This window comes from Amycolatopsis speibonae, from assembly GCF_042647925.1.
Taxonomy (GTDB): domain Bacteria; phylum Actinomycetota; class Actinomycetes; order Mycobacteriales; family Pseudonocardiaceae; genus Amycolatopsis; species Amycolatopsis speibonae.
This window is the reverse complement of sequence record NZ_JBHRWK010000020.1, coordinates 45303-67363: the sequence shown is the minus strand read 5'-3', so window position 1 is coordinate 67363 and position 22061 is coordinate 45303. Positions and strand designations below refer to the sequence as shown.

The 22061-nt window shown below is 68.7% G+C and carries 20 protein-coding genes and 1 pseudogene; 10 read left to right on the top strand and 11 right to left on the bottom strand.

What is annotated here, in order from left to right; translation table 11 throughout:
• Positions 1–11 precede the first annotated feature (11 nt).
• From ACFOSH_RS14695 to ACFOSH_RS14685, 3 genes are read right to left on the bottom strand one after another with little or no spacing between them, the layout of a single operon-like run.
• Positions 12–992, bottom strand: coding sequence for a LysR family transcriptional regulator (locus ACFOSH_RS14695; protein WP_378239410.1), 981 nt, complete (start codon positions 990–992; stop codon positions 12–14).
• On the bottom strand, positions 989–2302 hold the full coding sequence (locus tag ACFOSH_RS14690; protein ID WP_378239409.1) for a purine-cytosine permease family protein: 1314 nt from the start codon (positions 2300–2302) through the stop codon (positions 989–991). The genes ACFOSH_RS14695 and ACFOSH_RS14690 overlap by 4 nt, the downstream gene beginning before the upstream one ends.
• Before the next feature lie 2 nt (positions 2303–2304).
• Entirely contained in the window at positions 2305–3102 is a 798-nt protein-coding gene (locus tag ACFOSH_RS14685) for a tRNA-dependent cyclodipeptide synthase (RefSeq protein WP_378239407.1), read from the bottom strand.
• Between the two features lie 132 nt (positions 3103–3234).
• Here ACFOSH_RS14685 and ACFOSH_RS14680 point away from each other — a divergent pair, with 132 nt between their 5' ends.
• From ACFOSH_RS14680 to ACFOSH_RS14670, 3 genes are all read left to right on the top strand, one after another.
• Entirely contained in the window at positions 3235–4161 is a 927-nt protein-coding gene (locus tag ACFOSH_RS14680) for a LysR family transcriptional regulator (protein WP_378239405.1), read from the top strand.
• 334 nt (positions 4162–4495) lie between these two features.
• The gene (locus tag ACFOSH_RS14675; RefSeq protein WP_378239404.1) at positions 4496–4846 is read left to right on the top strand and encodes a rhodanese-like domain-containing protein; all 351 of its coding nucleotides are present in this window, start codon (positions 4496–4498) and stop codon (positions 4844–4846) included.
• Between the two features lie 31 nt (positions 4847–4877).
• Positions 4878–5312, top strand: coding sequence for a thioredoxin family protein (locus ACFOSH_RS14670; RefSeq protein WP_378239403.1), 435 nt, complete (start codon positions 4878–4880; stop codon positions 5310–5312).
• Here ACFOSH_RS14670 and ACFOSH_RS14665 read toward each other — a convergent pair.
• Complete coding sequence (locus ACFOSH_RS14665) at positions 5294–6091, bottom strand: alpha/beta fold hydrolase (protein WP_378239401.1); 798 nt, start codon at positions 6089–6091, stop codon at positions 5294–5296. The genes ACFOSH_RS14670 and ACFOSH_RS14665 overlap by 19 nt on opposite strands.
• Between ACFOSH_RS14665 and ACFOSH_RS14660 the strand changes: the two genes are divergently transcribed.
• Positions 6090–7532: a M1 family metallopeptidase gene (locus ACFOSH_RS14660; protein ID WP_378239400.1), complete on the top strand. Its 1443-nt coding sequence runs from the start codon at positions 6090–6092 to the stop codon at positions 7530–7532. The two genes, ACFOSH_RS14665 and ACFOSH_RS14660, sit on opposite strands and share 2 nt — an antisense overlap.
• Positions 7533–7578: 46 nt before the next feature.
• Here the strand turns inward: ACFOSH_RS14660 and ACFOSH_RS14655 are convergent, their stop codons facing one another.
• Positions 7579–8781, bottom strand: a complete 1203-nt coding sequence (locus ACFOSH_RS14655; protein WP_378239398.1) for an FAD-dependent monooxygenase — start codon at positions 8779–8781, stop codon at positions 7579–7581.
• Between the two features lie 62 nt (positions 8782–8843).
• On the opposite strand from ACFOSH_RS14655, the gene ACFOSH_RS14650 reads away from it, so the two are divergent.
• Complete coding sequence (locus ACFOSH_RS14650; RefSeq protein ID WP_378239397.1) at positions 8844–9152, top strand: antibiotic biosynthesis monooxygenase family protein; 309 nt, start codon at positions 8844–8846, stop codon at positions 9150–9152.
• Positions 9145–10026 (top strand): annotated as a pseudogene (locus ACFOSH_RS14645) (SIR2 family NAD-dependent protein deacylase). Before ACFOSH_RS14650 ends, ACFOSH_RS14645 begins: the two are co-directional and overlap by 8 nt.
• On the opposite strand, the gene ACFOSH_RS14640 reads toward ACFOSH_RS14645, so the two are convergent.
• Positions 9950–10774 (bottom strand): hypothetical protein, encoded by an 825-nt coding sequence (locus tag ACFOSH_RS14640; RefSeq protein WP_378239396.1) that lies wholly within the window; start codon positions 10772–10774, stop codon positions 9950–9952. The pseudogene ACFOSH_RS14645 and the gene ACFOSH_RS14640 overlap by 77 nt on opposite strands.
• 31 nt (positions 10775–10805) lie before the next feature.
• On the bottom strand, positions 10806–11825 hold the full coding sequence (locus ACFOSH_RS14635; RefSeq protein WP_378239395.1) for an endonuclease/exonuclease/phosphatase family protein: 1020 nt from the start codon (positions 11823–11825) through the stop codon (positions 10806–10808).
• Between the two features lie 135 nt (positions 11826–11960).
• Between ACFOSH_RS14635 and ACFOSH_RS14630 the strand changes: the two genes are divergently transcribed.
• Positions 11961–12935, top strand: a complete 975-nt coding sequence (locus ACFOSH_RS14630; RefSeq protein ID WP_378239394.1) for an ATP-binding cassette domain-containing protein — start codon at positions 11961–11963, stop codon at positions 12933–12935.
• Positions 12932–13732 carry an ABC transporter permease gene (locus tag ACFOSH_RS14625; RefSeq protein ID WP_378239393.1) on the top strand — a complete coding sequence of 267 codons (801 nt, stop codon included), beginning with the start codon at positions 12932–12934 and terminating at the stop codon, positions 13730–13732. The genes ACFOSH_RS14630 and ACFOSH_RS14625 overlap by 4 nt, the downstream gene beginning before the upstream one ends.
• A gap of 62 nt (positions 13733–13794) precedes the next feature.
• Here ACFOSH_RS14625 and ACFOSH_RS14620 read toward each other — a convergent pair whose 3' ends face one another.
• Positions 13795–16980, bottom strand: a complete 3186-nt coding sequence (locus ACFOSH_RS14620; RefSeq protein WP_378239392.1) for a BTAD domain-containing putative transcriptional regulator — start codon at positions 16978–16980, stop codon at positions 13795–13797.
• 195 nt (positions 16981–17175) lie between these two features.
• Here ACFOSH_RS14620 and ACFOSH_RS14615 point away from each other — a divergent pair, with 195 nt between their 5' ends.
• Together ACFOSH_RS14615 and pcp are read left to right on the top strand one after the other, a co-directional pair.
• Entirely contained in the window at positions 17176–18591 is a 1416-nt protein-coding gene (locus ACFOSH_RS14615; protein ID WP_378239391.1) for a M1 family metallopeptidase, read from the top strand.
• A gap of 27 nt (positions 18592–18618) precedes the next feature.
• A complete protein-coding gene (gene pcp, locus ACFOSH_RS14610) occupies positions 18619–19254 on the top strand; it encodes a pyroglutamyl-peptidase I (RefSeq protein ID WP_378239390.1) in 636 nt (211 codons plus the stop codon).
• 82 nt (positions 19255–19336) lie between these two features.
• Here the strand turns inward: pcp and ACFOSH_RS14605 are convergent, their stop codons facing one another.
• The 3 genes from ACFOSH_RS14605 to ACFOSH_RS14595 are packed head-to-tail and all read right to left on the bottom strand — an operon-like array spanning position 19337 to position 21879.
• Positions 19337–21115, bottom strand: a complete 1779-nt coding sequence (locus tag ACFOSH_RS14605; RefSeq protein ID WP_378239389.1) for an Hsp70 family protein — start codon at positions 21113–21115, stop codon at positions 19337–19339.
• Positions 21116–21175: 60 nt separating this feature from the next.
• Entirely contained in the window at positions 21176–21514 is a 339-nt protein-coding gene (locus ACFOSH_RS14600; RefSeq protein WP_378239388.1) for a helix-turn-helix domain-containing protein, read from the bottom strand.
• Positions 21511–21879 carry a type II toxin-antitoxin system RelE/ParE family toxin gene (locus ACFOSH_RS14595; protein ID WP_378239386.1) on the bottom strand — a complete coding sequence of 123 codons (369 nt, stop codon included), beginning with the start codon at positions 21877–21879 and terminating at the stop codon, positions 21511–21513. Before ACFOSH_RS14595 ends, ACFOSH_RS14600 begins: the two co-directional genes overlap by 4 nt.
• Positions 21880–22061: the final 182 nt, after the last annotated feature.

Below are 22061 nucleotides of genomic sequence, written 5' to 3'. Positions count from 1 at the left end.
GAGTCACGTCCTTACCGCTCACGAGTCCTGTCCAGGTAGGCGGCGTAGACCGGCGCCGTCCTCGCCTCGGCCCAGTACGTTTCGACCACGGCGGAGATCAGCTCCTCCTGCCGACCCGCCACGAAGGTCTCCCGGTTCCAGGCGAGGACATGTCTGCGCGGCAACACATCCCCGCGCAGCGGCCGGGTCACGATGCCGTTGTCGCACGGATCGCAGATCGGCTGCGACAGGCCGATCGCGCCGGCCTTGACCACCAGTAGCGCCACCTGCTGCGAAGTCACCTGATGGGCGACAGCCGGGCTGAAGCCGAACCGCGCGCAGGTGTCGGCGAAGTACTTCGTGAACGTGGCGGCCGAGGAATCGGACACCATCACCCACGATTCGTCCTTCAGTTCACGCAGGTCGATGCTTTCCCGGCTCGCCAGCGGATGACCTTTCGGCAGCAGGACGAAAGTCGGCTCGGTCACCACCACCGCGGTGTCCACGTTCGCGGGGATTTCGAGCTCGTGGCCCGGATAGTCCTTGACCAGCGCCAATTCCGCGCGTCGCTGGGCCAGCAGCGGCAGCAGCCGCTCGGGATGGTCGTCGTGCACGAGCTGCACTTCGGAGACCTCCGGCCACAGCCTGGTCACCAGTGACGGCAGATGCGAGACCAGCGCGCTGGCCACCGACGCCACGCGGACGACGTCGGGCGGGCCGCTGGGACAGACGCGTTGCTCGATGTCTTCGAGCAGTTTGTCCAGCTGTGGCAGCAAAGCGGCTGTCCGGCGCAACAAGAGCTCGCCCATCGGTGTCGGCTTCACGCTGCCCTCGCGCCGATCGAACAACTGGTAGCCCAGCATGTTCTCCAGCCGTTTGAGTTGCGCGGAAACCGCGGGCTGGGTGACACCGAGAGCGATCGCGGCACGGGAAAGGCTGCCCGTGTCCGCGATCGCCCTGATCACCCGCAGGTGGTGGACATCCAGTTGTACGACGTCGAACTCCTTTGTCACGAACGGGTTTGCGACCCGCCGGAAGAAGTCATCACCGCGGGAACCGCCGCGGCCGTGGTCCGTCTGCCGAGAAGAACATACAGGAGAAAAGCACCGAGAACGGAGTTCACCGTGGGGATTCCCCACGGCAGCCAAATGCCCACCGCGGCCCCGGCCACCCAGCAGATCAGCGCGCTGGGAACCCAGGACGGGCAATTCCGCGGCAGCTCCCCGGACGCGCGGGTGGCCTCCAGGTCCGGTTTCCAGCGCCGCACCACGTAGTACTCGGCGATCACCACTCCCGCCACCGGCGGGGTGAGGACGCCGACCCAGGTCAGGAAGGTGGTGAAGTGGTCGAGGATGCCGATCGCGGAGAGCACCGTGCCGAGACCGCCGAGCAGCAGGGTCGCGGTGGTGCGGTCCAGGCGCCGGGACAGCAGCACCTGCACGGTGTTCACCAGCCCGAGCGAGGACGAGTAGAGGTTCCAGTCGTTGATCTTCAGGATCGCCGTGACCAGGATCAGCGTGCCGAGCACCCCGGACGACGACGTGATGATCCCGACCACGTCGGCGCTTTTCGCCGCGTGCGCGAGCAGGACCCCGATCAGGCCGATCAGGTACTGGCCGAGGGTGACGCTGACCAGGGTCTGCTTCACCACGTCGGACGCGGTCCGGTTGAACCGGGTCATGTCCGGGGTCATGATCGCGCCCATGATGAACGCGCCCGCCACCAGCGTGGTGCCCTGCGCCAGCGACATCGCCGGCCCCGGCGGCGGCTCGGCCACCAGCGTGGACAGCGCGTGACCGTCGAGCGCGGAGATGATCGAATACCCGGCCAGCGCGAGGAAAGCGGGCACCGTGAGGTATGCCGTCCAAGCCATCGCGTGGAAGCCGAACACCACGATCGCGGTGACCAGCGCGCCGCCCGTGAGCGCCCACACCCACACCGGCGGACCGCCCATCAGGGAGTGGAGGCCGTGGGCGAACACGTCGTTCTGCACCCCGAACCAGCCCGCCAGGCTCAGCGTCATCAGGAGCCCGACCAGCGAGGACCCGCCGGTGCCGAAGCCGGTCCAGCGCGCGAGCACCGACGTCGACAGCCCCTCCCGGGTGCCGGCGACGCCCATCAGGATGGTGATGATCTCCAGCAGTACCGAACCGATCGTGATGGCCAGTACCGCGTCCCAGAAGGTCATCCCGAACCCGAGTACCGCGCCGAGCAGGAACTGGTGGAACGAGGACACCTGCCCGAACCGTTGCAGCGCGACGGAAACCCAGGAGTAGCGGCGTTCGGCGGGTACCCGGCGCAGGGAGAAGTCGTCGTGTTCCACGGTCACTCCACCCGTTCCGCGACAGCCTGTTCCGGGATGGCCTGGTCGAGGACGACGAAACCCTGTCCGGGCAACGGCCGCCAGGAGAGTTCGCCGCGGTAGAGCCGTTCGAGGAACTCGACCCGCTGGTGGTAGGCGAACACGGAGCTGCCGACACCGGCCACGGCGACGGTGCCGACGAACATCGGCAACTCGGCCAGGAAGTACCGGACGGCGCTGCGCAGCTGGTCACGGGTGGGGTGTTCGCCTTCGGGCAGCCGCCGGTCGAGCACCCAGCCTGTGGCGCCGAGACAGTGTTCGGCGAACTCCGGGTCCAGGGCGAAGCGTTGGTGCGCCTCGGAAAGCAGGCCGAGATACGCGGGATCGGCTTCGAGCGACGCGGCGTCCAGGATCAGCGTCTGCGGATCCGAAGGGCAGACCTGCAGCAGCGCCCGGACGATCTTGTTGCGCGTGTAGTTGCCCTGTCGCTGCGCCTTCTGCGCGGCGCGAATCGGGTCGTAACCGAGCGCTTCGAGGGTGAACGCGGACGGCCCGTCCGGGACGAAGAAATGGAAACCGGTGAAAGCCGACATGGCCCAGCGGGCGAGATCGGCGATCCGTTCCACCGTGAAATAGCTGTTGAACGGGCTGATGCCGATGCAGACGTGCTCGGCTCGCGCCAAAGGATCAGCGCAATGCTCCGTGAGCGGCAGTGGTCGCAGCAAGACGGCTCCTGATTCGCGGATATGCGGGGAGAACGAGGCGTCGACCGACGCTAGCCACGGCGAGTGACCCCCGATATTGCCGACAGTGGTTGTCATCGCGTTATAGGAATTCGCAGGATCTTTCGCAAGTTCACGACAACGGTGAATGGGGTGCGACCTTCGGAGGTGCCGGACACGGGCGGGAGCGCGGTATACGAAGTCATGGAGATTCAGGTTCGGCATCTTCGAGTGATCTGTGAGATCGCTGCCTCCGGCAGCCTCAACCGTGCCGCCGCCGGACTCGGGCTCGGGCAACCCGCGCTCAGCCACCAGTTGCGCCGGATCGAGCGGATGGTCGGCGGTTCCCTGTTCACCCGCGACCAGCACGGGGTACGGCCCACCGAACTCGGCGCCCTGATCCTGCGGCGGGCCAAGGCGATCGTGCTCACCTTCGACGAACTGGAGCACGACTTCCACCGTCAGGAACCCGAGGTCGGCGAATCGATCAGGATCGGCTGGAACGACAGTGCCATCACGGGTTCGCTGCTCGCCGGGCTGCGGGACCTGAGACCCGGCGAGCCGTTCCGCACGCGCGCCGACACCTCGCGCACGCGGCTGCTCGCCCAGGTCGCGAACCGGGGCATCGACCTCGCGCTGATCATGATCTGCGGCAGGCGCGGCCTCCCGGTGCCGCCGGAGGTGCGGACCATGACCCTGGTCGAGGAGCCGTCGTTCGTCGCGGTGCCCGCGGGACACCCGCTCGCCGGCGAAGAGGAAATCGACCTCACCGAACTGGCCGGGGAGGACTGGATCGTGTCGAGCGGCGGCGACGGCTGCCGCGTGGTGTTCCGCGAAATGTGTCTCGCGCACGGGTTCGATCCCCGGATCACCCACGACGTCGACATCGACACCGCGCGGGAAGACCTGGTCAGCGGCGGGCACGGCGTCGGGCTCGTCCAGCCGACCCGGCCGCCGTCGGACGGACTGGCCATCCGGCCGCTGGCGGGCGCGCCGATGTGCGTGCGGCACGTGCTCGCCTGGCGGGAGGACGGCCCGTGCGCGCCCGGCGTCCCGGAACTCGCCGGCGAGGCGACGGCGGGATACTGGCGGCTCGCCGAGCGGACGGGGCCGTACCGCGGCTGGCTGCACCGACACGGGCGGCTGGCGGCCGGATAGGCCGTCCAGAGAGCCGGTACCGGCTCGTGAGTGGCAAGAACGGTTCACTTGAGAAGAAGGCCAAAGGTGTCGTGTTCGGACTGGATGGGCGATCATTCGTGATCAGGCGGCGATCACGCGTGATCAGAGACGGATCTCGCGAGACCCGTTCCTGATCACCGCGGGTTCGGACACGACGCCACCTTTGCCTTACCCCTCAAATAACCTTCCTTGCCACTCACGAGGCCCGTGAGGCCTCGATAACGCCTCGGCATGCGGAGGCGGCACTAGAGCGGGCCCCGGAAGACGGCCGACGATGGGAAGCGTCAATCAAGGTCGTCTGAGAAGGGGCACCATGCTGCCGTTGATCACTCGTACGGAACTGCTCTCCCGAATGGAGGCCGGCACGGTGGTCGTGGTCGACACGATGCCGGTCGCCTATTTCGAAAAGGAACATCTGCCGGAATCGCACAACATTCCGGGTTTCCCCTACGAACAGGCCGCCGAATTCACCGACCAGCTGGCACCGGCGGTGCTACCGGACAAGGCCGCCGCGATCGTCGTCTACTGCGCGAACACGCCGTGCCGCAACAGTGAATTCGTCGGGCGGCGTCTGCTGGAGCTCGGCTACACGAACGTCCGCAAGTACCGCGAAGGCATCGAAGACTGGGTCGCCAACGGATTGCCGACCGGATCTTCGTCCTGAGCGGATTCCCCTCACAGCCAAGGAGATCCTCTTGTCCAAGACCAAAAGGTTCGTCTGCGTGCTGGCCGGTGTGCTGGCGCTCATCACCGGCTTCGGCTCAGGCGCGGCCTCCGCCGCACCGAAAGCCGAGAACGTGATGACAGTGACTTCGGGCAACTACACCGAAGTCATGGACATCTCGAAACAGAAGCTGGTCATCATGGACTTCGGCGCGACCTGGTGCCCGCCGTGCCGCCAGATGAAGCCCGTGATCGAGCGGCTCGCCGGTGAGTACGGCGGCAAGTTCCTGCTCGGCGAGGTCGACGTCGACCAGAGCCGCGACCTGTCCGGCAAGTACAACATCCGCTACCTCCCGACGCTGGTCGGTGTCCGCAACGCCGCTGAACTGCCGTCCGCGCGGAACATCGGCTACCCGGGCGAAACGAAGTTGCGCGCCTGGATCGACGCTCAGCTCGCCAAGCGCTGACCGATGACGTCGGAGAGAAACGCTTCGACGGCACCGAGGTAGGTCTCCGGCGCTTCGTCGTGCACCACGTGCCCGGCGCCTTGGACGACGATATGCCGTCCGAGGCCGCCGGGTACGCGCGCGGCCAGCTCGGCCTGCTGTCCCAGCGGCATCGCCGTCCGCTCGCCCTCGATGGCGAGCAGCGGGCATTCGACCCGCTCGACGAACTCCCAGAAGTCCCGCCGCCCCCATTCCGCCGCGATCTCGTACAGATCCGGCAGCGACGCGATCAGGTGATAGCCGTCTTCGCGTTCCTCGACGCATTCGACGAAGTAGTCGCCGGTGTCACCGAAGAATTCGCGCACATGCGCCAAGGACCGGAACGGGACCGGCCAGGATTCGAAATAGCCGCGCCAGGTGTCCACGGTCCGGCCGCGCTGATCCGGCGCGAAGTCCTCGCAGACCACGGCGCGGACGAGCCCGGGATGCGTGGCCGCGGTGACCCACGCGTGCAGGCCGCCCATCGAATGTCCGATCAGGATCGCGGGTTCGTCGAAGGTCCGCAGCACCGCGGCGACGTCATCGGCGAACCGCTCGGTGCGCCAGGGCCCGCCGCGTGGACCACGGCCGTGCCCGCGCGCGTCGAGACCGTGGACACGCCCGTACGGTTCGAGCCTTCGCGCGACCCGCCACCACGTCGTCGCCCTGCCCATCAACCCGTGCAGGAGGACGATCGGCGGTCCATCACCGCCGAAAGTGATCAACCCGTCGCGCTGAATCACCACTAAGCTCCCCTCCATGCGCAGCCGTGTCCCCGCCGCCGGCCTGATCCTGGGGGTCGTCTGCGCCCTGATTATCGGCTGCAGTGCCGATCCTCCCCCGGCCGCGTCCCCTCCGCCGCCGCCGATGAACCCGGCGCCGGGTGCTTCGGGCGCGGGCGACCCGTATTACCCGATGGACGGAAACGGCGGTTACGACGCCGTCGAATACCAGGTCGGGATCACTTACGAGCCCGCGAAAGGGCGCCTCGACGGCGACACCACGGTGATCGCGAAAGCGACCCAAGACCTCAATCGGTACAACTTGGACTTACGCGGCTTGACGGTCCAATCCGTTGAAGTGGAGGGGAAACCGGCGAAGTTCGCCCGCGAAGGCGAATTCGAGCTGGTGGTGACGCCCGCCGAACCGATCCGGAACGGAAGCACTTTTCGCACGAAGGTCGTCTACGGCGGCGACCCGTCGGCGACCCCGAAGGCGGGCGGCAGCGAGAACGGCTGGCAGAAGTCGAAGAGCGGCGGCGCGTTCATCGTCGGCGAGCCGCATTCGGCGTCGTTCTGGTACCCCGTCAACGAAACCCCGCGCGACAAGGCGATGTTCAACCTCACCGCCCGCGTGCCGGACGGCTGGACCGTCGTCTCGAACGGACGCGAGATCCAGAAGACCGCGGCGAACGGCTGGACCACGACGTCCTGGCAGGAGCGCACCCCCGTGGCGGCGTACCTGACCACGGTCGCGATCGACAAGTTCACCGTCGACCGGATGGCGCTCCCGGACGGGACGCCGCTGGTCAACGCGTACGCGCCGAGCGCGGAGGACAGGCGGGACACCGGCAGGCGGTTGCCGGAGATCATCGGCTTCCTGACCTCGAAGTTCGGACCGTACCCGGTGGACGCGGCGGGCGGGATCTATCTCGACGAGGACATCCACTTCTCGCTGGAGACCCAGACCAGGCCGACCTACGCGAAATGGGCCGACCTGATCACCGTGGTGCACGAAACCGCACACCAGTGGTTCGGCGACTCGGTGACCCTGAATTCGTGGTCCGACATCTGCCTCAACGAATGTCTCGCGTCGTACGCGCAATGGCTGTGGCAGGAATCGCGGGACAACGAGAACCTCGACGACCGCTACCGCGCCGCGCTCGAGATCATGCGGGGCAGCCCGGATTTCTGGACGTCGAAACTGGTCGGCATGGGCGCCGGGCAGGAATTCCACGGCGTCTACGACAAGGGGATCCTGGCCATGCACGCACTGCGGCGGAAGATCGGCGAAGGCGCTTTCGGGCGGCTGATGAAGGAGTGGCCGGCGGCTTATCGGAACGCCAACGCGTCCTGGGCGGATTTCGAGGCGTTCACGATCAAGCTTTCGGAGCAGGACCTGCGGCCGTTCTTCGACGCCTGGTTCCACGGCACGGCGATCCCTCCGGACGCCGAATTGCTCCCGGGCACCCTCCGAGGCTGACCCCCGGCCGCATCCAGAGGACTAAATGCGGCGGGTGGCGTGTCGGTCAAGGGGTCTTGGGGCGGTCAGGGTAGTCCGGCAGGTCGATCCCGCTCACCACGGCCCGCATCTTCCGCGAAGCCAGCGCGGCGACCGGTTTGAGACGCATCAGCCGCATCATCAGATACCGCGTCCGCAAAGCCGTCCGAGACTTCGCGAAGATCGACTCCGCGTTGTCCCGCCCCATCTCCTGCGTCTTCTCGACGAACTCGCGCATGACCGCTTCGTAGCGTTTGAGCCCGCCGTCGAAGTCGGCCGCGAGCTCCCCGGCCAGGACGTACGCGCCGACGAACGCCAGGCTCGTGCCCTGTCCCGAGAGCGGCGAGGGGCAGAACGCGGCGTCGCCCAGCAGCCCGATCCGGCCGCGCGACCAGGATTCCATGATCACCTGGGCGCACGAGTCGAAGTAGAAGTCGGGGGCGTCGTCCAGCTGTTCCAGCAGCCAGGGCGCCTCCCACTCCATCCCGGAGGCGAAGCGGCGGACCAGCTCCTTCTGCGCTTCGACGTCGCGATAGTCGTAGTCGATCTTCTGCGACGCGAACCCGAAGTAGCCCATCGCCTCGTCGCCGTCGCGGATGCCGCGGATCCCGGCGGACCGGCCGACGTCGTCGAAGCCGATCGCCCAGTTCCGCAGGCCGAGCCGGTTCGGCACGGTGAAGAACGCCAGGTACGAGCCCAGATGCCGGACGTAGCGGGACTCCTCGCCGAAGACCAGCGCCCGCACTCCCGAATGCAGCCCGTCCGCGCCGATGACCGCGTCGAACGTCCTCCGCGAACCACTCGCGAAGGTGACATCCACGCCGTCGGCCCGCTCGTCCAGCGCGGTGATCCGGTCGCCGAAGACGTACTCCGTCTTCTCCCTGGTCGCCTCGTACAGCACTTCGGTCAGGTCGCCGCGCAGGATCTCGATCTCGGCGATGAGGCCGTCGCCGCCGAAGTCGTCGCTGCGCAAGGTGGCCTTCGTACGGTTCTTCCGGTCGACGAGCGTCTCGCCCTTGGTGTCCGTGCACGCCTCGCGGATGCGTTCGTCCAAGCCCATGCGGACGGCGACCTCCCTGGCCGTTCCGCGCAGGTCGACGGCCTGACCGCCGGGACGCAGCGAAGGCGCGCGCTCCACGACGGTCACTTCGAAGCCGTAGCGGGTGAGCCAGAAGGCCAAGGCCGGTCCGGCGACGCTCGCTCCGGAGATGAGGATCTTCGTGTCAGCCATCCCTGGGAAGGTCCCACGCATCACATCGCGGCGCAAAAGATTTTCACCGTAGGGTGGACGGCATGGCTGTCGTGAAGATCAACGCGATCGAGGTTCCCGAAGGCTCAGGCCCCGAGCTGGAGAAGCGGTTCGCCGCGCGGCTGCACGCCGTCGACAATCAGCCCGGCTTCCTCGGCTTCGAACTGCTCCGCCCGGTCTCCGGCGAAAGCCGCTACTTCGTCTACACGAAGTGGGAGTCCGAAGAGGCCTATCAGGCGTGGGCGTCCGGCCCGGCGCGCGAGGCGCACGCGGGCGAGCGCGCGAAGCCGGTCTCCAGCGGCGCGAACCTGCTGGAATTCGAGGTCGTCCAGGCTTCGAAGCCGGGTGAGTGAGCTCGAACGAGCCGCGGAACTGATCGACGGCGCCGGCGCGCTGCTCGTCTGCGCCGGCGCCGGGATGGGCGTCGACTCCGGCCTGCCCGATTTCCGGGGTGACGAGGGTTTCTGGAAGGCGTATCCGCCGTACGAGCGGCTCGGCATCAGCTTCGTCGAGCTCGCCGATCCGCGCCATTTCGCCGAAGATCCCCAGCTGGCCTGGGGTTTCTACGGGCACCGGCTGGCGCTTTACCGCGCCACCGTCCCGCACGAAGGGTTCGGGCTCCTGCTGTCCTGGGGAGCGCGCAAACCCGGCGGCACCCGCGCCTTCACGTCCAATGTGGACGGACAGTTCCAGAAGGCGGGCTACCCGCACACCGCCGAAGCGCACGGGTCCATCCATCATCTCTAGTGCCTCGACCGGTGCACCGGCGAGATCTGGTCCGCGGACGGCATCGAGGTCCCGATCGACGAGGACACGATGCGCGCGCTGGAACCGCTGCCGTCGTGCCCGCGCTGCGGCGGCCTCGCCCGGCCCAACATCCTGATGTTCGGCGACTACGACTGGCTCGGGCGGCGTGGCCAGGCGCAGCTCGACGAGCTGACCACGTGGCGCCGGAAGCATCGCGACCTCGTGGTGGTCGAACTCGGCGCCGGGCAGGCCGTGCCGACGGTGCGGCGCTACTCGGAGCTGGCCAGCGCCGCGACCGGCGCACTGGTCCGGATCAACCCGCGCGAGCCGCAGGTCCGGCACGGCCGCGGCGTCTCGCTCGCGACCAACGGCCTCGAAACCCTCAAGGCGCTGGACTCCCTGCTCAGCTGGGCCGGACCCAGAGATCGCGGCTGCTCGCCAGAACCACCCGTCCGTCCTCCTGGGTCTCGGCGGTCTTGATCTGCTCCACCGGGCAGCCCAGCTCACCCCGCTGCCAGCCACCGCCGCCGGGAACCCAGACCAGCGAACACGACCGGTTCGACGTCTTGCCCTGATTCCACTCGACACGGTCGCCGAACAGCACCGCCTTGCCCGCCTTGTCGGTGGCCCCGCCGAGGATCCGGCCGTCCCCGATGGACGAGGTCTCCCAAGCCCCGGGCGCGCCGGTCACGACCAGCGCTCCGGCCGCGGAAGCCCCGGCCAGCAGCCATTTCCCTTCCGCCCGGAGCACGGTGGAAAACCACATGTCGCTCGCCCGCACCTCAACCTGCGACACCATCCAGGTCGCGCCCGCGTCACCGGAGGCCCACACCCGCACGCCCCCGCCGAGGGCACCGACCACGAGGACCTGATCGCCGTCGGCCGCGATCGCGATCGGCGACCAGTAGCCGGGCCTGTCCTGCGGCAACACGATCTCACCGCCCCCGGACACCCACGCGATCGGTTCCGACCGGCTTTCACCAGGGAACTCACGGACGCCGACGCCGATCAGGGTCCGGCCCGTGTCGACCAGCGCCACCCCTTTGCGGTCGGGCCCCGGCTGGAACAGCCGCTCGATCTCGCCGACCGGATCCCGCTGGATGAAGGTGCGCCCGGCGCCCGGCTGTGCGGCGAACCCGAGCGCGCTCTCCGGAGGGCCCGGCGACGACTGACCCGGAACGCAGCCCGCGAGCAGCGAAAGCGCGAGAACTCCCCAGAGTTTCCTCATGCGCGGGAAGCTTGCCAGCGCGAGGTCACTTTCAGGGCAGGACGATTTCCGCGTAGACGGCGTCGTGATCGCTGCCGGGCGTCTCCAGCACCTTGAAGTCCGCGATGGCCGTCCGTTTGTCCGCCAGCACGTGGTCGATCGGCACCGGCGGCACCATCCCGTTCGTCCAGGTGCCCTGCAGCGCCTTCCCCAGCTGATCGGCCGCGTCCACGTAGCCCCTGGTCAGCAGCTCACGGAAGAGCGAATGGTCGAGACTGGCGTTGAAGTCGCCCGCCAGGATCCGGATGTCGTGCTCGGCGTCGGCGTAGGGCAGGTCCTTGGCCTCGTCGACCCACGCGTGCCTGTCCCACATCGGCGCCGCCGGATGGACCGCGACGACCTCGATCCGGACGCCGCCGAGATCCAGACTCGCGCTCGGCTGCTTGTAGTCCGAATCGCCGCTCAACTCCAGCGGCGCGAGCGGGTACTTCGACACCAGCCCGGAGCCCGACGCCCACTCCGCCGGGTGCAGCACGTGGTACGGCAGGAGCTGGAACAACCCGGCCCGGTCGAGCCCGGTGATCGCCTCGGGCGTCATCTCGGTCAGGCTCAGGACGTCGACCTGGTGGTCCTTGACGTAGCCGACGATCCGGTCCGGATCCGCCTGCCCGCCGAGCATGTTCGACGCCAGCACGCGGACGTGCTTGCCGCCGAGCGCTTTCTGCTCGTTCGCGAACCCCCTTGGCAGCACCAGCGCGGCGATCGTGCAGGTCAGCACGATCGCGACGACCGCGGTCCACCAGCGGCGGAGCCCCAGCGCGAGGACGCCGAGCACCAGTGTCGCGATCCCGGCGTACGGCGTCAGCGCGAGCGCGGCGATCGTGTACGTGTTGCCGTCGTAGCCCACCAGCCGCATCGCCGTGAGCACCGCGAACGGCACGACCGCCGCGATGAGCAGCCCGCTGACCAGCTTCCGCCCGGCACCCCGAGGCGCCACCGGACGGACCGGCCGTTCTTCGATCACCATGACGTCGAGTATGCCGATCAAGGCCGCTGTGGCGGCGGTCTCCACAAGACCTTCACAACCTCCTCACACTGCGCCTACCAGCGCTTATCAGTTCCTGTCAGGTCCTGCCAGCGCGCTGTGCGCGGTCTGCCAGGCAGACGGTGCACCTTTGTCCGCGGGGCGAGATGCACAGGAGGAAACATGACTCACGCGATCAGGGCCGAGGGCCTGGTCAAACACTATGGGGAGACGAAGGCGCTCGACGGGGTCGATCTGGAGGTCCCGGCGGGCAAGGTGGTCGGGGTGCTGGGGCCGAACGGCGCGGGAAAGACGACCGCCGTCCGGATCCTGGCCACCTTGATCCGGCCGGACCGCGGCCACGCGAGCGTCTTCGGGTACGACGTCGTCAAGAACCCGATGGCGGTCCGCAGCATGATCGGGCTGACCGGGCAGTACGCGTCGGTCGACGAGGACCTCTCCGGCACGGAGAACCTGGTCCTGATCGGCAGGCTGCTGGAGTTCTCGAGGGCGGACGCGAAGAAGCGCGCGGCCGACCTGCTGGAGCGGTTCGAACTGACCGACGCCGCCGGACGCGCGATCAAGACCTACTCGGGCGGGATGCGGCGGCGGCTCGACCTCGCCGCGAGCCTGGTCGGCCGTCCGAAGGTGCTCTACCTGGACGAGCCGACCACCGGGCTGGACCCGCACGCCCGCAACGAGGTCTGGGCCGTGGTCCGGACGCTCGTCGCGGACGGGACGACGGTGCTGCTCACCACGCAGTACCTGGAGGAGGCCGACCAGCTGGCCGACACGATCACCGTGTTCGACCACGGACTGGTCGTGGCGAACGGCCGGGCCGACGAGCTCAAGCGGCGGACCGGCGGCCAGACGCTGCAGGTGCGGCCGACAGCGCTCGCCGATCTCGACGCCGTCGAGCGCATCCTCACCGGGCTCACCGGGGCCCGGCCGAACCGGGACAACGACACCGGGCTGCTGACGGCGCCCGTCGCCGACCCGGTCCTGCTGTCCACTTTGGTCCGCAAGCTGGACGAAGCCGGGATCACCGCGGACGAGCTGGCGCTGCGGCTGCCCAGCCTCGACGAGGTGTTCCTCGCACTGACCGGCAGGAATACCGATTCCACAAAGGACACGACTCCGGAAGGGAGCCTGGTATGACGACCCTCGCCGCGCCCGCACCACCACGGCGCGTATCACTGTCCAGCAGCGGCCGGCACGGGCTTTCCCTTGCCTGGCGCGGCATCCTGAAGATCCGCAAGAACCCGGAGCAGCTGGCCGACGTCACGCTCGCGCCGATCATCTTCCTGGTCATGTTCGTCTACCTGTTCGGTGGCGCGATCATGGGCGACACCGGAAGCTATCTGCAGATGATCGTGCCCGGCATCATGGTGTTCAACATCCTGCAGGCCAGCATGACCGTCGGCGTCCAGCTCAACACCGACGTCACCAAGGGCGTGTTCGACCGGTTCCGCGCGATGCCGATCGCGCGGTCCGCACCGCTGATCGGCGCCGTGCTGGCCGACATCGTCCGGTACCTGGTGTGCCTCGTCGTGCTGATGGTCGTCGCGACGATCATGGGCTACCGGATCCAGACCGGGCCTGCGGAGTTCGCGCTGGCGATCGTGCTGGTCATCGCGTTCGCGTTGTCGTTCTGCTGGGCGTCGGTGTTCGTCGGGATGCTGGTGAAGAGCCCCGGCGCGGTGCAGGGCCTGATGTTCGTGGTGCTGATGCCGCTGACCTTCGGCAGCAACGTGTTCGTGGGGACGTCCACCATGCCCGGCTGGCTGAAGGCGTGGGCCGACATCAGCCCGGTGACACAGATGTCCGACGTCCTGCGCGGGCTGATGAACGGCGGTCCGATCGCCGGCCCGCTGACCGGTGCGCTGATCTGGATGGCGGCCGCGGTCGCGGTCTTCTTCCCGCTCGCCACGTGGGCTTACCGGAAGCGCGTCTGACGGGGGTCAGGGGGAACGCGCGTGAAGGGCTCCTTGCCTCTGTCGAGGCGAGGAGCTCTTCTTCACGTCGTCACTTCCTGGCAGATCAAGGACACCAGGTCAGCGCGGGAAAGCGCGGCGTCCTGGACGAGTATCGCTTCGTAGCGCTCCTCGCCGAAGTGCTCGCGGAGGTCGTCGATCAGCTGCCGGATGCCGGGTTCGCCGAGGTCCAGCCTGCCTCGGAGGGACCTCGCCGCGCCGAGCATCCGGACGGCGTCCTCGTGCCTCCCCTGGCGGAACCGGATCAGGCCGAGGGCCTCGACGACCCGCCCGAGATCGGGCATGTCGCCGCGCTCCGCGGTGGACCTGACGACGACCGCGGCGCCACGTTCGGCCTCGGCCAGATCCCCGGCCGCCAGCGCCACTTCCATTTCGATGAGCCCGCCGAACTCTTCGCCGAACATGCCCGGCATCGGCGCGTCGGCCATCAGCTCGCGGAACCGGGCGGCGACCTCGCGCGCCTCCTCGATCCGGCCGGCGCGGCTGAGCAGATCGGCCTTGCCCACCAGCACCATCACCGCGAGCTGACCGTTGCCCGTGTCGGCCGCGTAGCGCTCCGCGTCGCGCATCTCGCGCATGCCCGTTTCGAGGTCGCCTGCCCGCGCGTACTCCGTCGCGAGCCGCCAGCGCTGCTGGATCACGTCGTCCTGCGACCCCAGTTCGAGGGCGAGGACGAGGCCCCGCCGGTACAGCGCGAGCGCGGTCTCGTGGTCGCCCGACATCGAGATGTCGCTCGCCTTCATGCCGATCGCCATCGCGGTCCCCCAGCGGTCGCCCACGGCCAGGAATCCTTCGTAGGCCCTGTCCCTGGCCCGTTCGGCGCCTTCGGTGTCACCATCGTCGGTGAGGATGAAGCTCTGCGCCCACGACCCCGCCGACCGGGCCCACGGATCCGGGTTGGCCAGCGCCCTGTCCACCTCGCGGTGCGCGAGTTCCTTGTCCTGGGAGAAGAACGCCAGCATGGGCAGGCCGATGGCCAGACCGGCGAACCGGGTGTGCGCGTTCGTCCGCACGCATTCGTCGATGAGCGCCCGCACTGCTTCCGGATCGCCGACCCCGGGGATCATCGCGGTGATCTCGCGCATCGCCCGGAACGCGGCCGCGAAATCCTCCTCCAGGCGATCACCGAAAGTGAGTACCTCGGCGACGAAGGACTCGACCCGGTTGCTGTCGCCCTTGATCAGCCAGTACCAGAAGGTGTTGCCGAAAAGTCGCGTCGCCATGTCGACGTCGTCGGCGTCGATGGCCTGGCGGAGCGCCGTCACGATATTGCCGTGTTCGGCGTCGTACCGTGAAATGGCGACGAGCTGGTCCCTGGTCCGCAGCAACGGCTCCAGCCGGTCCGCGAGTTCGGCGTAGTAGCGGTGATACGCCTTCGTCAGCTGTTGTCGCTCTCCGGCCTCGTCGAGACGTTCCGCCGCGTACGCCCGGATGGTCTCCAGCATGCGGTAACGGGGTTCGCCCTGGTCACCGGCCGTCGCGTCCACAATGGACTTCTCGACGAGCGAGCCGAGCACGTACATGGCGTCTTCGGCGGGCAGGCCGTCCCCGGCGCAGACGCTTTCGACCGCTTCGACCTCGGCACCGGCCCCGAAGACCGAAAGCCGCCTCGCGAGGACGCGTTCGGCGTCGTCGAGCAGGTCCCAGCTCCACTCGACGACGGCGCGCAGCGTGCGCTGCCTCGGCAGGGCCGTCCGGCTGCCCGAGGTCAGCAGGCGGAACCTGTCGTCGAGGCGCCGTGAGATCTGCGCGACGGTCATCGACCGCAGCCGCGCGGCGGCCAGTTCCAGTGCCAGCGGCATCCCGTCCAGCCGTCGGCAGATCTGCGCGACTTCGTCCACAGTGGACTCGTCGAGGACGAAATCCGGGCGCACGGCCACCGCCCTGTCGACGAACAGCCGGATCGCGCCCGCCTCGGCGGCCTGCGGCACGGTCAGCGTCCCTTCCGGCACGGACAACGGGCCGAGCGGGCACAGCGTCTCGCCGTCGATGGCCAGCGCCTCGCGGCTCGTCGCGAGGATCCGCAGGGTCGGCACGCGGCGCAGCAGGGTGTTCGCCAGTTCCGCGGCCGCGTCGACCAGATGCTCGCAGTTGTCCAGCACCAGCACCGACTCGCCGGCGCCGAGCGTCTCCGCCACCCGGCCCATCGCGTCCACCGGCCGCCGCAGCGGGTCGCCGCTGTGCGCGAGGCCGAGGTCCCACAGCTCCAGCGCGGCGAAGACAGCGCCGGGCAGGTCGCCAGGATCGCGGACACCGGCGAGCGGCACGAACCAGACGCGACCGCGCGTGTGCGCGGGATGCCGCGTCGCGACCTCGGTGGCCAGCCGCGTCTTCCCGGCGCCGCCGGGTCCGACGAGCGTCACCAGCCGCGCGCCGGCGAGGAGTTCGGCGACCAGCTTCAGCTCGTCGTCACGGCCGACGAAGCTGGTCAGCCGGACCGGGAGATGGTCGGCGGCCGCGGGAGGCGGGCCGAGTTCACCGCGCAGCGCGGCGACGTGGATCTCCTGGAGCTCGGCCGAGGGGTCGACGCCCAGCTGATCGGCCAGCGCCGCCCGGACCTCCTCGTAGACGGCAAGGGCGTCGGACTGCCTGTCCGCCGCGCACAGCGCCCGGATCCACAGCCCGGCGAGCCGTTCGCGCAGCGGATGCCGCGCGGCCGCCTCCTTGAGATCGGCCAGGACCCGGTCTTGCCCGCCGAGCCGGATCTCCGCCTCGAAGCGGTCTTCGGCGGCTTCGAGACGCAGATCCTCCAGCCGGGTCGCCGGTGCCTGCGCGAACGGGGCTTCGAGGACGTCGGACAGCGCTTGACCACGCCAGAGGTCGAGCGCCTCGGCGAGGATCGTGGCCGCACCGGCGTCCCTGCCCGCCGCCAGCGCCGCGCGGCCCTCCGCGGCCAGGCGCTCGAAGCGGCACACGTCGACGTCTTCGCGGGCGATGTCCAGCCGGTAGCCGCCCGGACCCGAGCCGAGGGCGACGTCGCCGGTCCGCAGGACCTTGCGCAGCCGCGAGACCAGGGACTGCAGCGCGTTCGCCGCGTCGGCGGGCGGCTCCGCGCCCCAAAGACCGTCGATGAGGGCCGTCGCCGGGACCGCCCGACCGGGCTCCAGCGCGAGCCTGGCCAAGAGCATGCGGAGGCGGGCACCGCCGATGTCGACCGGGGCACCGTCACCGGCCTCCGCTCCGACCGGGCCCAGCAGCGTCACACGCACGACCCCAGCTTTCCAGAACACGCCACCCGATACCCCGTCCAGGCTGTATCTCCCGAAGCTCGCTGTCGGGTTCGGTACCTCGTCCAGGCGACGGAAGTGGGGATTATCCGGGCACGAAGGAGCTTTCCGGGCGCTCGACCGAGGTCACGGCGTTACGTTCGGGGCCTTACGACAGCCGATCGACTGGGAGCGTGAATGAGGTACCGGAGTGCGGCAGTCATCGCCGCCGTTCTGGCCGCGAGTGTCCTCGGTGGCGGGACCGCCCTCGCCGACACCGGCAAACCCGGCGCCGACGGCGCGGGCGACAGCTACTACCCGCAGGACGGCAACGGCGGCTACGACGTCGCCGACTACAACCTGAAAGTCGGCTACGAGCCCGCCACCAAGCAGCTCACCGGCCTGCAGACGATCACCGGCCGGACGACGCAGTCGCTGAGCTCGTTCAACCTCGACCTGCACGGACTCACCGTCGACTCGATCAAGGTCAACGGTCGGAAAGCGACCTTCACCCGGTCCGGTGACCACGAACTGGTCGTCACCCCGGCCCGTTCGCTGCGGAACCACGAGCGGTTCACCGCCGAGGTCGCCTACCACGGTGTCCCGCAGCCGATCGAAGATCCGCTGCTGGGCGAGAACGGCTGGCAGTTCGCGAAATCCGGCGGTGCTTTCGTCGCGGGCGAGCCGAAGTCCGCGACGACCTGGTACCCGGTCAACGACACCCCGCGCGACAAGGCGACCTTCCACCTCGCGATCACCGTTCCCTCGGAATGGAGCGTGATCTCGAACGGCGTCGAGCGCGGGCAGGTCAAGGACGGCAAGAACACCACGTACTCCTGGGCCGAAGAGACCCCCGCCGTGCCGTACATGACCACGGTCGCGATCGACAAGTGGGAGTTCGAGCGGACGAAGTTGTCCGACGGCACCCCGGTCGTCAACGCCTACGCCCCCGGCACCCCCGCGGCGACCAAGCAGGCCGAGGCGCGGCTGCCGGAGATCATCGACTTCCTGGCGTCGAAGTTCGGGCGGTACCCGGTGGACGCGGCGGGCGGCATCTTCCTCGCCGAGCCGATCGGGTTCTCGCTGGAGACGCTGAGCAGGCCGATCTACTCGGGCGCGGCGGGCAACGTCCCGACGATCGTGCACGAGAACGCCCACCAGTGGTGGGGTGACTCGGTCGCCGTCGACAAGTGGAAGGACGTCTGCCTCAACGAATGCTTCGCCTCGTACGCGGAGTGGATGTGGTCCGAGGCGAAGTCGGGCCAGGACCTGAAGGCGCGCTACCTGACCGCCGTGCAGAAGGCGACGGACCGGTTCTGGGCCGGGAAGCTGTACGACATGGGCCCCGGCAACGAGTTCACCTACGTGTACTCGAAGGGCCCGGTGGCGCTGCACGCGCTGAAGAACTACATCGGCGCGGCGCCGTTCGACCGCATCCTGAAGATGTGGCCCGCTCTGCACCGCGACGGCAACGCGAGCCTGCCGGAGTTCCAGCGGTTCGCCGAGCGCATCGCGCACAAGAGCCTGCAGGGCTTCTTCGACGCGTGGTTCTACGGCAACACGAAACCGGTACCCGAGTTCCTCTACCCGGGGGACCTCAAGCCGGCCGCCTGACGTCTGTCACACGTTAGGGTGAGAGGCATGACGTCTGTGCTCCTCACCGGTTTCGAACCGTTCGGCGGTGAGCGGGTGAACCCGTCGTGGCAGGCGGTTTCCCTGCTCACCGGCCGGCGGCGCGACGCCGTGGCCGTCGAACTGCCGTGCGTGTTCTCGCGTTCGCTGGTCGCCCTGCGCGACGCGATCGACGAGTACCGGCCGGAACTGGTGATCTGCGTCGGGCAGGCGGGCGGCCGCCCCGACGTCACCCCGGAGCGGGTCGCGATCAACCTGATCGACGCGCGCATCCCGGACAACGCGGGTTCGCAGCCCGTCGACGTCCCGGTGATCCCCGGCGGGCCCAACGCCTACTTCACGACCCTGCCGGTGAAGGCTTGTGTCGCGGGGATCAAGGGTGCGGGACTTCCGGCGTCGGTCTCGCACACCGCCGGAACGTACGTGTGCAACCAGGTCTTCTACGGGCTGATGCACTTGCTGGACAACGACTTTCCCGGCGTGCGCGGCGGTTTCGTGCACGTTCCTTACACGCCGGAGCAGGCCGCGAGGACGACGTCGCCGAGCCTGGCCGTGCACCGCGCGGCGGAGGCGCTGGGGATCATCGTGGACACCGCGCTCTCGGTCACCGAGGACCTCTCGACGCCGGCGGGCACGCTGCACTGACCGCGGTTCGGCCTCCGGGAAGTGTCATGAAAGGGTCGTTCAAGACATCTTTCTTCTTGAACGACCCTTTCATGACATCCGGTCAGGGCTTGAGCTGCGCGGTGAAGAACTCGACCATCTCCGCGGTCGTCCTCGCGGTGCCGTCGTTGCGGGTCGAGACGAGCATCGCGGTCAAAGGCGCGTCTTCGGTCCCGAAGAGCACGATGCCGCTTCGTTTGCCTACGCCCGCCAAGTAGCGCCCTCGCAGCCCGTCGGCCGCCCAGGTGCCCTCCACGGGCCCGCCCTTGGTCATCTGCTGCCGGACGCCGTCCTCCAGGCCGGGCATCGCGACACCTTGGTAGTAGTTGATCGCGTTCGACGCCTTGTCGCCGGTGAACACACAGGTGACCGCGGACGCCGCGCCCACCGTGGCGGCCGCGTCCGGCGCGTCCCGGCAGTCGTCCCGCTGCGGGATGACGGCGGCGATCCGGCGGAGGCAGTCCGTGAACCCCTGCGCGTCCTTCTGACCGGGCTGATCGCAGCTCACCTGCTTCGCCGGGGCCTGCCCGGCGACAGGCTCCTTCTCGCCGCCGTTGAGCAGGACGATCGTCGTCACGACCGCCGCGAGCGCGAGCACGATGACGCCGTACGTCGTGGGCCTCTGCCAGTTCCGGCCCGGTGGTGGCGGAGGCGGCGTCCAGCGCGGTGGTTGCGGTCGCCGGGGCGGCTGCTGCGGCGGTGGAGGCTGCTGTTGAACGGGCCGCTGGCGCACCGGCGGCGCCACAGGAGCGAAGGCGGGCACGGTCAGCTGCGAGTCCTCGCCGCCCGCGGGCACGTGGTGCAGCCCGAACGCGACCGCCGTCTCCGGCTGGTCCTGCGTCGTCGGCGCGACCCTGAGCTGGTTCGCCAGCAGGCTCGCCAGCAACGGCATCCGGCTCGGCCCGCCGACGAGGTAGACGCCGCCGAGCCTGTCCGGGGACAGCCCGGCGCGGTGGATCGTGGCGGCCAGAAGTTCGGCGCTGCGCAGGAAACTCGGCCGGACGAGCGCCTCGAGTTCCATCCGCGTCACCCGCACGTCGCCGAACGGCTCCGGCATCGGGATCTCGGTCTGCTGGTGCCGCGACAGGCTTTCCTTGGCGTCACGGACATCCTGGAGCAACGACCGGCGCGTCCGGCGGTCGCTGACCGACTGCGGGCGCAGGATCCGTTGCCACCGCGCCGGTTCGGAATGCGACACCTCGCGGCCGATGTGCACCAGCATCGCCTGGTCGATGTCGAGACTGCCGAGATCGGGCAGCCCGTCCTCGGCGAGCACGGCGAACCCGTGGGCACTGACACCGACGACAGCGCAGTCGAAGGTGCCCGCCCCGAGGTCGTACACCGCGATCGGGCCGGGCGGCCGCTGGCCGTGGTTCAGGGCGGCGTAGTGCGCGGCGGCGGCGACAGGCTCGGGAATCAGCACTGTCGTGCCGAAACCGGCCTTGAGCGCGGCGTCGTGGACGATCTGTTTGCGATCCGGGCCCCAGCCCGCGGGATGGGAAATGCGCACCTGGGCGGGCGGCCGCTGGAGGAGCAGCTCGGCCTCCTCGCCGACCCGGCGCAGGACCGCGGCGAAGGCGTCGGCGATGGGGAGCGTGACGTCACCGAGCTGGAGAGCGCCCTCGTCGATGCGCCGCTTCGGATTCGCCTCGAACCGGCTCGGATCCAGCCGGGCCCGGCGTTCGGCGTCGCGGCCGACGAAGACGGTGCCGTCCTTGTCGACGTAGATCGCGGACGACATCGTCACCGATCCGTCGATCTCGACGACCTGCGTCCCTCTTCCGTGGATCGAGAGCACCCCCACCGTGCTGGAGGTACCGAAATCGATCGCCAGAACGTCCACCTGTCCCCCTCCCGGACCCGATGGCATCGTCTCACGCGATCATCAGGCGACCGGGGGCGGTCAGACGGCGGTGGAAATGGTCACGTCGTGATCGTCGAAATCGGCGACCACTCGCATCCGGCCGCCCAAGGCGACGATGTACCTGCGAAGGGTGTCCAATTCCATCTGGCTCGGATCGCCCTGCTCGAGCTGGCTGATTCGCGGCTGGCTCACTCCCATCCGCTTGGCGACCTCGGTCTGGCTCAGCCCGACGTCCTCGCGAAGTTTCGCCAGCCGAAAGCCGAGAATGTAGGCCTGCGTGGCTTCCCGTGCCTCGGCACGCGCGGCTTCGACGTCGCGGCCCGCCTCGCGATCCACTGCGAGCTTTTCGGCCTTGACCTCTTTCCATGACCGGCTCAATTCAGCTCCTCCAACGCGTCCAGATGCCGCCGATATCGCTCCTCGGCGATCGGGATGTTGATGTCGTACCACCGTTTCCAGTTTCCGGCCTTGTCACCGGCCACGAGCAACACGGCCTTCCGGACCGGATCGAAGACGAACAAGATCCTGATCTCTGAGCGCCCCGCCGACGCCGGGCGCAACTCTTTCAAGTTGTGCCTGCGCGAGCCACTGATCCGATCGACCAGTGGCCGCCCGAGCTGCGGTCCTTCACGAGCGAGCATGTCGATCGCCTCCTCGACCCGGTCCGCCGTCTCCGGATCTTCCCGGCACAGCGACCCGAACCAGCGATCCACTTCATCGTGAAGCTCGATCTCCCAAGTCATCAGCCGACCATAATGTAGACCTTATATCGATCTGGGCTCGAAGGCCAGGGTTCCCACGAAGGTGCGCTTCCGCCTTGGGACTTCAGTGAGTGTTCCGCCTCCAATCACGCGTGTCCCGCGCCCGATCACGCGTGTCGCCCATTCACGCACGCCTGGCTTCTGTGCGGAGAAAGCGAACTCGC

Bases quoted from the DNA above. Each gene is read 5' to 3' on its own strand.
- ACFOSH_RS14665 (WP_378239401.1), bottom strand. From the start codon at position 6,091: ATGGAGGGGAGCTTAGTGGTGATTCAGCGCGACGGGTTGATCACTTTC.
- ACFOSH_RS14640 (WP_378239396.1), bottom strand. From the start codon at position 10,774: ATGAGGAAACTCTGGGGAGTTCTCGCGCTTTCGCTGCTCGCGGGCTGC.
- ACFOSH_RS14650 (WP_378239397.1), top strand. From the start codon at position 8,844: ATGGCTGTCGTGAAGATCAACGCGATCGAGGTTCCCGAAGGCTCAGGC.
- ACFOSH_RS14595 (WP_378239386.1), bottom strand. From the start codon at position 21,879: ATGACTTGGGAGATCGAGCTTCACGATGAAGTGGATCGCTGGTTCGGG.
- ACFOSH_RS14630 (WP_378239394.1), top strand. From the start codon at position 11,961: ATGACTCACGCGATCAGGGCCGAGGGCCTGGTCAAACACTATGGGGAG.
- ACFOSH_RS14615 (WP_378239391.1), top strand. From the start codon at position 17,176: ATGAGGTACCGGAGTGCGGCAGTCATCGCCGCCGTTCTGGCCGCGAGT.
- ACFOSH_RS14660 (WP_378239400.1), top strand. From the start codon at position 6,090: ATGCGCAGCCGTGTCCCCGCCGCCGGCCTGATCCTGGGGGTCGTCTGC.
- pcp (WP_378239390.1), top strand. From the start codon at position 18,619: ATGACGTCTGTGCTCCTCACCGGTTTCGAACCGTTCGGCGGTGAGCGG.
- ACFOSH_RS14675 (WP_378239404.1), top strand. From the start codon at position 4,496: ATGCTGCCGTTGATCACTCGTACGGAACTGCTCTCCCGAATGGAGGCC.
- ACFOSH_RS14625 (WP_378239393.1), top strand. From the start codon at position 12,932: ATGACGACCCTCGCCGCGCCCGCACCACCACGGCGCGTATCACTGTCC.
- ACFOSH_RS14685 (WP_378239407.1), bottom strand. From the start codon at position 3,102: ATGACAACCACTGTCGGCAATATCGGGGGTCACTCGCCGTGGCTAGCG.
- ACFOSH_RS14655 (WP_378239398.1), bottom strand. From the start codon at position 8,781: ATGGCTGACACGAAGATCCTCATCTCCGGAGCGAGCGTCGCCGGACCG.